The 12,605-nt window shown below is 39.7% G+C and carries 9 protein-coding genes and 1 tRNA gene; 4 read left to right on the top strand and 6 right to left on the bottom strand.

What is annotated here, in order from left to right; all coding sequences use genetic code 11:
- Window positions 1-4: 4 nt before the first annotated feature.
- The 3 genes from IL356_RS16415 (at window position 5) to IL356_RS16405 (ending at window position 4,135) form a co-directional block, all read left to right on the top strand.
- Window positions 5-958 (top strand): AAA family ATPase, encoded by a 954-nt coding sequence (locus IL356_RS16415; RefSeq protein ID WP_121849666.1) that lies wholly within the window; start codon window positions 5-7, stop codon window positions 956-958.
- Window positions 959-1,234: 276 nt separating this feature from the next.
- Window positions 1,235-3,502, top strand: a complete 2,268-nt coding sequence (locus IL356_RS16410) for an aconitate hydratase (protein WP_121849665.1) — start codon at window positions 1,235-1,237, stop codon at window positions 3,500-3,502.
- A gap of 81 nt (window positions 3,503-3,583) precedes the next feature.
- Complete coding sequence (locus IL356_RS16405; protein WP_121849664.1) at window positions 3,584-4,135, top strand: TlpA family protein disulfide reductase; 552 nt, start codon at window positions 3,584-3,586, stop codon at window positions 4,133-4,135.
- Here the strand turns inward: IL356_RS16405 and IL356_RS16400 are convergent, their stop codons facing one another.
- The 6 genes from IL356_RS16400 to IL356_RS16375 form a co-directional block, all read right to left on the bottom strand.
- Window positions 4,136-4,585 (bottom strand): sterol desaturase family protein, encoded by a 450-nt coding sequence (locus IL356_RS16400; RefSeq protein ID WP_121849663.1) that lies wholly within the window; start codon window positions 4,583-4,585, stop codon window positions 4,136-4,138. It abuts the gene before it with no gap.
- Between the two features lies 1 nt (window position 4,586).
- Entirely contained in the window at window positions 4,587-5,426 is an 840-nt protein-coding gene (locus IL356_RS16395) for a phytoene/squalene synthase family protein (RefSeq protein ID WP_121849662.1), read from the bottom strand.
- 5 nt (window positions 5,427-5,431) lie between these two features.
- On the bottom strand, window positions 5,432-6,892 hold the full coding sequence (locus IL356_RS16390) for a phytoene desaturase family protein (RefSeq protein ID WP_121849661.1): 1,461 nt from the start codon (window positions 6,890-6,892) through the stop codon (window positions 5,432-5,434).
- Between the two features lie 8 nt (window positions 6,893-6,900).
- Window positions 6,901-7,800 (bottom strand): MerR family transcriptional regulator, encoded by a 900-nt coding sequence (locus IL356_RS16385; protein WP_121849660.1) that lies wholly within the window; start codon window positions 7,798-7,800, stop codon window positions 6,901-6,903.
- Between the two features lie 163 nt (window positions 7,801-7,963).
- Window positions 7,964-8,047 (bottom strand) — tRNA-Leu (locus IL356_RS16380).
- A 167-nt stretch (window positions 8,048-8,214) separates the two neighbouring features.
- On the bottom strand, window positions 8,215-9,354 hold the full coding sequence (locus tag IL356_RS16375; RefSeq protein ID WP_121849659.1) for a response regulator: 1,140 nt from the start codon (window positions 9,352-9,354) through the stop codon (window positions 8,215-8,217).
- Window positions 9,355-9,515: 161 nt separating this feature from the next.
- Between IL356_RS16375 and IL356_RS16370 the strand changes: the two genes are divergently transcribed.
- Complete coding sequence (locus IL356_RS16370) at window positions 9,516-12,602, top strand: hypothetical protein (protein ID WP_121849658.1); 3,087 nt, start codon at window positions 9,516-9,518, stop codon at window positions 12,600-12,602.
- Window positions 12,603-12,605: the final 3 nt, after the last annotated feature.

The following is a 12,605-nucleotide window of genomic DNA, read 5'->3' as shown; positions in this document are numbered from 1 at the left end:
TTGCATGTCAGATGTAACGGCAATTGAAAACCTGGTTGAAAAGCATAAGGCCCTCAAAAATGAAATCGCCAAGGTAATAGTTGGCCAAAATGAGGTAATTGATCAGATTCTTTTAAGCATCTATACAGGGGGGCATTCTTTATTGATTGGTGTGCCCGGGTTGGCAAAGACCTTAATGGTCAATACCATCGCCCAGACCTTGGGGCTAGATTTTAAGAGAATTCAATTTACACCTGATTTAATGCCCAGTGATATTCTCGGTAGCGAAATATTAGATCAAGACCGAAAATTTAAATTTATCAAGGGGCCTGTTTTTGCCAACATAATTTTGGCAGATGAAATCAATAGAACTCCGCCAAAGACCCAAGCTGCTTTATTGGAAGCGATGCAAGAAAGGGCTGTGACAATTTCCGGTGTGCAACATCAACTTTCACTCCCATATTTTGTTTTGGCTACCCAAAATCCTATAGAGCAAGAAGGTACTTACCCTTTACCAGAAGCCCAATTAGATAGGTTTATGTTCGCTATCGAACTTAAATATCCGTCTATAGCCGAAGAAATAGAGGTGGTTAAAACGACTACTACCGATGATACGGTAACCGTTAATCCTTTGTTCAATGCAGATGAGATAGTAGCCGTTCAACATTTGATAAGACGCATTCCCGTACCCGAAAACGTGATTGAATATGCCGTGAAACTCGTGAACTCCACCAGGCCGAATTTAAGTGGCACTTCAGAATTTGTTCAGCAGTACATAGATTGGGGAGCGGGGCCGAGGGCCTCACAAAACCTTATTTTGGCGGCAAAGGCCCATGCAGCGGTGAACGGTAAATTCTCACCCGATGCCGAAGATGTTCAGGCAGTTGCTATAGGCATATTGCGTCATAGAATTATTAAGAATTACAAGGCAGAGGCGGAAGGTATTTCAGAAGAGCAAATAATTGCCGAATTGCTCTAAATCACTATCTGAACTAGAGTTGTTTTATCACCAGATACTTCAATTTTCTTGGTAAACTAAAATCCTTTCAAACAATCGATTTTAGCGTTCAATTTTATTCCCAAAAAAATAGGTTTTGGCAGGGTTCGCAATCCGTTTAGCTGCCATTTTTATCACAGAATTCTCATTATTATTTAAATTGATTAAAAACACCGCAATCCTACCCTAAAAATTTTATTTGCCCCTTCTATTTTATTAATTTTACGGGATTACAATAACCTAAAACAAGATAAAATAATGGCATTCGATATCGATATGATAAAAGGGGTGTACGCCAACATGGCCGAGCGTGTTGATAAGGCCCGTGAAATAGTTGGCAAACCTCTTACCCTTTCGGAGAAAATTTTATATTCCCACCTGTGGGACGGTAACCCTACCACTGCATTTAAAAGGGGGAAAGACTATGTTGATTTTGCTCCGGATCGTATTGCCTGTCAAGATGCCACGGCTCAGATGGCCCTTTTGCAATTTATGCAGGCCGGAAAGAAAAAAGTGGCCGTTCCAACTACAGTTCACTGTGATCACTTGATACAAGCAAAAAGTGGTGCTGCGAAAGATTTGCAGTCAGCCAATAGCACTAGTGCCGAGGTTTTCGATTTTTTAGAGTCGGTTTCGAATAAATACGGAATCGGTTTCTGGAAACCAGGTGCAGGTATAATTCACCAGGTAGTTCTTGAAAATTATGCATTTCCTGGAGGAATGATGATAGGTACCGATTCTCACACGGTGAACGCTGGTGGTTTGGGTATGGTGGCCATTGGTGTTGGTGGTGCCGATGCAGTTGATGTAATGGCCGGAATGGCTTGGGAACTTAAATTTCCTAAATTGATAGGAGTCAAATTAACCGGTAATATTTCTGGTTGGACTTCCGCAAAAGATGTAATTCTTAAAGTAGCCGGTATTCTAACCGTTAAAGGTGGTACAGGTGCAATCATTGAATATTTTGGTGAAGGTGCCAAGAATCTTTCATGTACCGGTAAAGGTACTATCTGTAATATGGGTGCTGAGGTAGGTGCAACTACTTCCACTTTTGGTTACGACGATTCTATGGAGCGTTACCTAAGAGCTACCGACAGAAGCGATGTTGCCGATGAGGCTAATAAAGTAAGAGAATATTTGACTGCAGACGAAGAGGTGTATGCCAACCCTGAGCAGTACTTTGATGAATTGATTGAGATAAACCTAGATGAGCTTAGGCCGCATTTGAACGGACCATTTACCCCAGATTTGGCTACGCCAGTAGGTGAGTTGGGTGTGAAGGCCAAAGAAAACGGATGGCCAATCAATGTTGATTGGGGGTTGATCGGTTCTTGTACCAACTCTTCCTACGAAGATTTGACTCGTGCAGCCTCTATCGCAAAGCAAGCTATTACCAAGAAAATTAAGCCGAAGTCAGATTTCGGTATTAACCCAGGTTCAGAGCAGATTCGCTATACAGCCGAACGTGATGGTCTGTTGCAAATCTTCGAAGATTTAGGAGCAACCGTGTTTACCAATGCATGCGGGCCATGTATCGGTCAGTGGGATAGAAGTGATTTGAAAGGAGAGGAAAAGAACACCATTGTACATTCTTTTAACAGAAACTTCTCTAAAAGAGCCGATGGAAACCCAAATACCCACGCATTTGTTGGTTCACCGGAAATGGTAGCCGCAATTGCCATTTCAGGTAAGTTGGATTTTGATCCGATGAAAGATTCTTTGATCAATGAAGATGGTGAGGAAGTGAAGCTTGATGAGCCTATGGGCATTGAATTGCCAATTAAAGGCTTCGAGGTCGAAGATGCAGGTTATTTGGCACCAAAGGAAGATGGTTCAAGTGTAGAAGTAAAAGTTGCTACTGATTCTGAGCGTTTACAAATATTGAGTCCTTTTGAGCCTATTCAACCTGAACAGATGAAAGGTGCAAAATTGTTGATCAAGGCTTTTGGTAAATGTACTACGGATCATATTTCTATGGCGGGCCCTTGGTTACGTTTTAGAGGTCACTTAGATAACATCGCCAACAATACGTTGATTGGTGCTGTTAATGCCTTTAACAAGAAAACCAACTTTGTGAAGAGTCAACTGAGCGGTGAATATGGCGGTGTACCCGATGTACAGCGCGAGTACAAAGCGAAGGGTATCAGAACTATTGTGGTGGGTGACCATAACTATGGTGAAGGTTCTTCTCGTGAGCATGCAGCGATGCAACCTAGACATTTAGGGGTAGCTGCGGTATTAGTAAAATCTTTTGCCCGTATTCACGAGACCAATCTAAAGAAACAAGGTATGTTGGCCTTAACGTTTGCCAATGAAAGCGATTACGACCTTATTCAAGAAGATGATACTTTCAACTTTGTTGATCTAGCTGAATTTGCTCCTGATAAACCTTTGACCATTGAAATAGTTCATGCAGATGGTTCAAAAGATACTATCAAAGCAAACCATACTTATAACGCCGCCCAAATTGGTTGGTTTAAAGAAGGTTCTGCGTTGAATGTAATTAAAAGAGAAAATGCCGCCTAAAGTTTGGTAAGCATTAAATTTAGATAAAAAACTCCCGCTGCTAAGTGGGAGTTTTTTAGTTTTGGGCAACATTAACCGAGTATGAAACGTAAAACCGTTTTGACCCTAGCGGTCATAGCTATAGCTCTTTCCTTTTTTGTAACCCCTGTTGGGTATTGGTCAAAAGTTTGGTTGATGCAAATTTTTGCCTCGGCCCCGGAAATAATTAAAGAACCGAATCAAGATAAAATAGCCGGCTATGACTGGAGTCTGAAGGATGCGGATTGGAATTACTTCAACTTTGAGAAATCAAAAGGTAAACCAGTTTTCATTCACTTTTGGGCCTCATGGCATTTACCAAGTGTATCTGAATTGGCAGATATTCAAAAATTGTATGAGGGGTTTAACGAGGATGTTGACTTTTACGTGGTGACCAACGAAGAGCGCGAACCCGTTGAAGAATTTATGTCAGAGAACAAGTTTACTTTTCCCATAACCTATCGAATCGTTGGCGAACCTGCGCCTCTTAAAATTCCTGAGCCATCAGGAACTTATATAATTGACGGGCAAGGGCGAATCGCAGTAAAATCTGTAAAGAACAAAGATTGGTATAATGATGAGATAGTGTCTTTGTTAACTAAACTCACCCAGTAATCAATTCTTAAAGTATTTAAACGGAACAAGCAGCATACCGAAACATTCCCCGTGACTTTTACCCAAATGTTTGTGATGCATTTTGTGCGCCCTTCTTACACCTTTAGCGTACCAATGGTTGGTGTTACGAAACATTTTGAACCTCTGATGAATAAAGATGTCGTGAACCAGAAAATAGGCTATACCATAGGCTAAAATACCAAAACCTAGGGGCCACCCGTACCAAAACCAAGTTTGAGCACCCAAATAGAACAATACCATACTTACCACGGCATAAAAAACAAAAAAAGCATCGTTTCTTTCAAACCATGAATCGTGGTCTTTTTTATGATGATCTCTATGCAGGCTCCAAAGAAAGCCATGCATGATGTACTTATGTGTGAACCATGCCATAAACTCCATAAAACAAAAGGTTCCCACAAAAATTAAAATCCAAATTAAAATTGTCATACTATACGAGGTTGAGTTTATAATTTACATAGGATCTCGCCAGTAAACCAAATTTTTCATAATTAGGTACCCTGATACGTACGTTCTTAATTTCCAGTGGAGGAGTGTTCTGTAATTTTTTGAGCAAGCGATAATAATATCTATAGGCTGTATAAACCCCAAATTGAGCCTCTGGTGGTAGTTTTACGATACCTGAATATCCGAGTGCAAAATCAGCCTTTATGTCGTCAACAATACTTGTTTTGGTGATTTCGTCAAGCTCTTTAAAATTAGTGTTCGGAAAGTAACTTCGGTTGAGTTCTTCGTAATCAGCCTTTAAATCTCGAAGAAAATTGACTTTTTGAAATGCGGAACCCAAAGCCATGGCAGATTCTTTTAAGTCGTTATACTTTTCTTCATTGCCCTTCACGAATACCTTCAAGCACATTAGACCTACCACATCGGCAGAACCATAAATATATTCTTTATACTCGTCATCTGAGAGATAAGTACTTTTATATAAATCGGTTCGCATACTTTTCATAAAAGAAGCCACCAAATGATAAGGTATGTTATAATTATGATAGGTATGTTGAAAAGAATTAAGAATCGGATTTAGACTGATTTTGTTCTTTAAAGCCTTATCCAACTCGATTTGAAACTCATTGAACAGTGTTTCTTTATCATAGTCATGAAAAGAATCAACAATTTCGTCTGCAAATCGAACAAAACCATAAATATTGTATATATCGGTTCTTATCGATGGCGATAGCATTTTGGTAGCCAGACCAAAAGAGGTGCTGTATGATTTGGTGACCACTTTACTACAGCGGTACGATACATTGTCAAATAGTGCCTTCATAGATTTTACTTAAGATTTTTCATGATGAGTTCGGAAACTAATTTTCCTGAAATTAATGCTGGCGGCACCCCGGGTCCGGGTACTGTCAACTGTCCGGTAAAGAATAAATTCTTCACCTTTTTACTCTTTAGTTTGGGTCTTAAAAAGGCTGTTTGTGTTAATGTATTGGCCATACCGTAGGCGTTACCCTGGTATGAGTTGTACTCTTCTATAAAATCGTTTACGCAAAAAGACTCGTTTAAAATGATGTGGTTGCGTACATTTTGTTTCGTGAGCTTTTCAAAACGATCCATGATTATATCAAAATATTGTGCACGTAGTTGAGGGGTATCTTCGAGCCCCGGGGCAATCGGAACCAGAAAAAAACCGGTCTCTTTGTCTTTAGGTGCCATTGAACTATCAGTTACCGAAGGAAAGTTGGCATAGAACAAAGGATCTTGAGGCCATTCGGGGCAATCATAGATACTTTCGGCATGGGCTTGAAAATCGGTATCAAAAAAGAGGTTGTGGTGTTGTATGTTGGCTAATTTTTGGTCGAAACCAATGTAAAACAGGAGGGAAGAGGGAGCAAATACCTTATTCTTCCAATAACCTTCACTGTATTGGCGATATTCGGGCACTAACAGACTCTCTGAATGGTGATAGTCTGCCCCGCTCAGAACGATATCGGCCTTTTTTTCTTCGCCATTGGTAATAACTCCTGTTGCGATGCCATCGGTCACCACAATATTCTTAACCGCACTGTCAGTAATTATTTCTACCCCCAGTTCAGTTGCCAATTGACCCATCGCCTTGATTACTTCGTACATGCCACCTTTGGGATGCCATGTGCCGAGACCAAAATCGGCATAGTTCATAAAGCTGTAAAATGAAGGAGTATTATCGGGTTTTGCACCTAGAAAAAGAACGGGAAATTCTAAGGTCGCTACCAATTTCGGATTCTTGAACTTTTTTCGCACTTCGCCGCTAATAGTCTTAAAGAACTGGTCTAGTCTAAGTACGGTTTCAGGTGTAACGAGCTCTAAAGGTGAAAGACCAGGTCTTAAAACTACCTTATTAATCGCTATATCATAGTTTTTCTGTGCCCTTGATATAAAATTTCGGAGATGTGGAGAGCTTCCTTCTTCAATGCGCTCAAATTCTAAACATATTTTCTCCAAGGTATCACCAATAGTAACTACCTCATCCTTAAAGAATATAGAATAAGCGGGATTTAGGCGATCTAGGTGATAATAGTCGGAGGTGCTTTTTCCGAAGTCTCTGAAAAATTTCTCAAAAATATCTGGCATCCAGTACCAGCTAGGGCCCATGTCAAAAGTGAACCCCTCTTTTTTCAACTGCCTAGCCCTACCGCCGATAGATGCGTTCTTCTCGTAAATAGTAACGTCATAACCGCTTTTTGCCAGATAACAAGATGCCGACAAAGAGGAAAATCCTGAACCGATTATGATTACTTTTTTACCCATTTAATGTTTTATAAATTTTGTGTTACCTCTTCAATTGACGTAAAGGTTCTAATATTATCCGGCAGCTTCTCCGAATTCAAGTATTGCACTTGTTGACCTAAAAGCCACAATTCTGGGTGATTGAACTTTTTGGCAATCTCTTGAAAGTCATTGATATATTTTTCGATGTAATCTTTTGTAGGATCAACCGTGAAATAAGAAACAAAGCAAACATTATCGAAATACTTTAAAACTTCGGTCAGATTATCTAGCGGCACCGTTTGCCCTAGGTAAATAGATCGATAACCTCGCCTTACAATTTCATAATTGATAAATAAAAGGCCTATTTCGTGAATTTCGTTGTCGGGTAAAAAGGGAACAAAAATTTTATCATTTCTGTTGGGCTGCTTGCTTTGATGCTCCTCGGTATTGACAACAATTTTCTGTTTGATCAGGTTGGTCAGAAAGTGTTCGTGTGCCGGACTTATAGTATCTGTTTGCCAAAGCATGCCCAACTCATTAAGTAGTGGTATGAATACCTCTCTAAAAATTTCATGAAATTTTTTATGGCCTTGCAAACCATCATAGGTTTTCATGAACAGCGTTTGATCGAAATTGATCATCGAAAGTTTAAAAGCATTGATGCTATGGTTCTTTACACTGTTGTGGGCAACAATATCGCGAACCATTTCAGGAATATTCTGATCCGGTATTTTCGCAATTTTTGAAATTTTATGACCGTGGTTGTATAGAAGGGTGATGTTCAATAATTTCTGAAGGCTGCTCAGTGAATAGGTTCTAATATTGGTACTGGTTCTTTCAGGTGATAGCAAATCGTACCTTTTTTCCCAAATTCTGATGGTGTGCGCTTTGATTCCGGAAAGATTTTCCAAGTCTTTGATGCTGAACCTTTTTTTAATATTGTTCATCTTTTTTTAAAGATTGTTAAACAAATTTATAAAATTAATTGATTACTTAGCCGTTTTGACCTTTTTGTTTTTCAAAAGGTACTTAAAAAAGATGGGCGACGCCCTACGAGATATTAAATAAGGCCAATAAAAAAGCCATCTTCAATCAAGAAGATGGCTTTTGTGCGCACGAGAAGACTCGAACTTCCACGACCTAATGGTCACCAGCCCCTCAAGCTGGCGCGTCTACCAATTCCGCCACGTGCGCGGAAAAGAAACCCTAATAATTCTTAGGGCCTGCAAATATCATGAAAATAGATTTTTTATAAAAGAATTAAAGTCGAAATATCGTAAAACAAAAAGCATGGCCTATACCATGCTTTTTTATGACACATTTATTAAATCTCTATCAGGTCAAAAGTTAAACCCTTCTAATTACCGATAGCGGTAGGCTATCTGGGCCAATTGACCGACAATCTTAACCGAATCTTTCATTGAAAGTTTTGATCCATCAGCATGAATCCAGCGCTTTAGGGGCTGCTCACAAATCAATCTTTTGGCCTCTTCTTTGCCGTAGTACCTTCTCATACGCATGAATATCTCTACATCAAAAAGCCATTTGGTAACAAATTTCTTTTGAAACATATTAGTAACGATATCCCTGTCCATAATCTTGGCACCACATTGGGTGTCTTGAAAGGGCATGCCTAATATTTTTTGAATGATCATGTTAATAGTGATGCTGATAATTTTTCGGGCCGATTCTTTGGTGATGTTCGCTCCCATACGACTTATTCGTGATCCGCTTACAATCTTGAACTCTGAGTTTTCAAGGGTTTTTACCAAATCATCAAAATCACGAAAATCGGTAGATAAATCAGCGTCTAAATAACCGATATAATCAAGTTGCTCATCTTTGGACAAATGAAGTACGCCCTGCCTTACGGCTTCGGCCTTTCCTCCGTTTTTCTCACAATTGTAAACACTTATATTATTTTCATTGCCTTTTTGAAGTTCTTTCAATACAGCCAATGTATTATCGGTACTACCATCATTTACAAAACACAGATGGTAACCAAGGTTCTGGTAGGCAAATTTTTTGAACTCATCGCTTGACAACCTTTCTTCTTCGTTATAGCACGGTATAACAACCCCCACGCAATGTTTCTGCAACATCTGGGTGTCGGTGGTCGTCTTCTGATTACTACTATTTTCGGGTACCCCAACAATTCTTTTGATTCGGGCAGACATCTCATCTAGACTTACCGGCTTCTTCATGTAATCTTCGATGCCTAACTCAAAACCATCGACAATGACCTTTTCATCGGTATTGCCTGACATAACGATAATAGGAGTTTTTGAGCTTCTATCTTGCCTTATGTACTGAACTACATTCAAGCCAGACATTCCGGGCATGTTTATGTCAAGTAGAACCAAATCTGGTTCAAACGAATCGAAAAGTTCAATTCCTTTTTCACCATTATTGGCCGTGGCTACCTCATAACCAATTTCAGTAAGTCTTTTTTTGACTGACATTAAAATCAGTTGCTGGTCATCAATCGCTAATATCTTCATACGGATCGAGTTTAGATTTGGGTATTTTGGTTTTTCGTACAGTTTTAGACTGCCTTTGCTGAGCCTAGATTATATATTAAGGTAATCACTGTGCGATTTTCTAAGTACATAACAATAATTTCCTTTATTTATTGTTGTTATTTCTTACATAATTTGTTTAAATGAAGGGAACTAATACATTATTGGTAGTGGCCCTGTTCATAGGGGTGGCATTTCATGGATCAAGTATATTCTTCACTTTAGAATATACGTATGATGCTTTAATACACCTTTTCTTTGCCGACCATTACGCCAATAGCTGGTTCGAACCTTGGGATTACCGATGGTATACCGGTTTTACGGTACAGGGTTATCCGCCCCTAGTTCACCAAATGATAGGTATCTTATCATATATCGGGGGGCTGAAATTTGGTTTGTTTACCGTCGGTCTACTGGCTATTTTATTATACGTTACTGGGGCCTACCGCTTTGGATTGTTGATGACGGGCGACAAAAAGGTGGCCGGTTATACAGCTATATTGGCAGTGTTTTCTTCGACCTTTATTGAAACATTGCACATTTTTGGACAATTACCGAGCATATCGGCCCTGTCTATATTAATGCACAGTCTCACAGAGATTTACCTATGGTTGAAAACGGGTAAAAAACTGTATTTGTTTACCAGTTTGTCGTTAATTGCGGTAACGGTAACAAGCCATCATGTTACCCCTATTTTCGGAATGGTTTTCTTCATATTTCCATTGATAGGCATGGTTCTAATGGATGTCTCTAGAGACAAGGTCAATTCCTACAAAGAGCTTACTTTTTTTGTTTTTTGGAAATCGTTCCGGCAACTCTTTTGGCGCATTGTTACTTTTGGTTTTTGCTCATTGATTCTCATTGTTACCTGTATTTTACCTTATTGGATCAATTCAAAGAAGAACCCTATTACACAGGTACCCATTCCACATGGTTCAAGAGACAATTTTTTAGAAGTAACTTCTTCAGGATTGGTTTTTTTTATGATTCCTTGGGGAATTCTTTTGTTTTTGATTCCTTATATTTTTTATAGATTCTACAGCAAGAGATACCTCTTTTTCGGGCTTTCAATGACCATGTTGACCATCTTAGGTACCGGAGGTACGACACCGATTCCTTTAAAAATATTAGGTGAAACGGCATTTAATATTCTGACGTTAGACCGCTTTACACTTTGGGCCACTATTATGGCCCTCCCTATTTTTGGGGAATTTGCCTATCGAATGGTAGAGGGAGATATCAAAGATAAGATTCAAAGAAAGTTCGGTTCGGTCTACCATCGAATTCTTGGCGGTTGTATTGCTGGGGGCGTTCTATTCATGGTCATTTTCACCATGAGTCTTGGTTATTTTAGACCATCACAGCCAGCTAAAATCAAGATGCTTCCAATTGTCAATTTTTTAAATCAAGACCAGCACGACCGATGGCGTTACCTGCCTTTGGGTTTTGGTGATCAAATGGCGTGGCTTTCGGCGCAGACCAAAGCGATGACGGTTGACGGAAACTATCACTCTGCACGACGTCTTCCCGAATTGACGACCAGGGCGATAGAGCGCCTTGAAAATTCTAAATTTAGAGGGGTCGAGGGCATTGGTTCATTGCAACAGTTTTTGACGGTACCTGAGAAATACAACTTGAAATATATCTTTTCGAACGATAAATTTTATGACCCCCTATTGTATTTCTGTGGTTGGCAGCGTTTACAACAGTTAGAAAACGGAATCATGGTTTGGGAAAAGCTGAATGTGCCCCCCATGCCTGCCATTTTACCGAAAGATGATGTGCCCAAATGGTCAAAGATAATGTGGGGTGTCATTCCCATATTAACCGTTTTAGTGGCATTTTTCATCAATGTTCAAATGTTATGGTTTCGGGTTCTTAAGTCGAAAATATTACCCGAACCAGATTATTTCAGGTATCGGGTTGCGTATAAAAGATTTCCTAACTTGATGGTTCTGGCAAACCATGTTTGGGCATTGGTGGTTTTGGTTTGTTTAGGATATGGTATTTATGTGTTTTACATACATAATACGAGTCAACGTTCTCCGGAAAATGTGATTACTTCATACTACAATGCTTTGGATTTTAAAGAGTTTGAAACCGCTCATTCTTATTTAGATAAGGAGAAAGAGGTGCCCATTGCCCAGTACATGCTAGAGGTTTCCGTTACCGACGGAATCTTAAGTTCATATGCCAAACTTGATGCTATGGAGGTTTCCATAACCGAAGAAAGTGAATCGGGAGCAAAGGCTATCGTAAATACCGATTGGGTTACCCCTCTAGAGCGTGTTCATAAAGTTTATTATCATGACTTGGTCAAAAGAAACGGAAAGTGGTTCATATTACCATCCTACTTAGATACCGATATCCCGCCGGATCAGCTTTTTAGTTCGAACGACACCAAGTTCTACAACCACGGCCGCCGTAGAATTACGACACAACAGACCCACCATGAAGATGTTCTTAAACAACCGGTGCTTGAGGTCTTGGCCGCCAAACTTGTCTGTTATGATGGGCAGTACTCCGTAATCGGAGAATTACAGAATGTAGACAACATACCGGCCGATGTTGTTATCAAGGCAACGCTTTATAACGACGCCAACAAAGAATTGGCGAATTATGATGCGAAATATCATATCAAACATAAGTTGATGCCGATGGAGACAACCTCTTTTAAGATTAACTTTGAAGGTATTGCCTGGTCTCAAACAAAAGATACGATACCGCCAACGTTCAACCCTGATGAATTCACCCCTATAGAATTAGAAGAGCAACCGACTAAATTCAATTTACAATGCGCCGGTAACGTAGCTAACACCGATTTATATAAGGGGTTGACCATACAGTCTTTGAACCTTGAAGATGAGAAGGTGAGCGGTGAATTATATAATTCAGGAATACAGGAAGTTACCATTCCCTTATTACTGGTTTCTTACTATGATGAAGACCAAGAACTGGTATGGGTAGACCATAAATTTGTAAAAGATGGTGTTCGGGTTCAGCGCAAACAACCTTTTGAGTATTCTTTCGTTAATGTAGAAGGGCTCGACATTATTAATAGCAGCCTTAAAAATTGTTTTGTGAACGGATTACCGAATTCTTCAATAGCTAAAAAAGTGGTGCCTGATAGAGATCTTAGCCATGCCGGCGAACTGCTTCAGCCGTTCGACGGTGATAGTTTTGACTTTGTCAAGCTCGAATTGAACAGTTACATAGGAAATCCGAAGTAGAGA

This window comes from Euzebyella marina (assembly GCF_014855515.1).
Classification (GTDB): domain Bacteria; phylum Bacteroidota; class Bacteroidia; order Flavobacteriales; family Flavobacteriaceae; genus Euzebyella; species Euzebyella marina.
The sequence above is the reverse complement of the archived record's forward strand: the minus strand, read 5'-3'. Positions and strand labels throughout refer to the sequence as shown.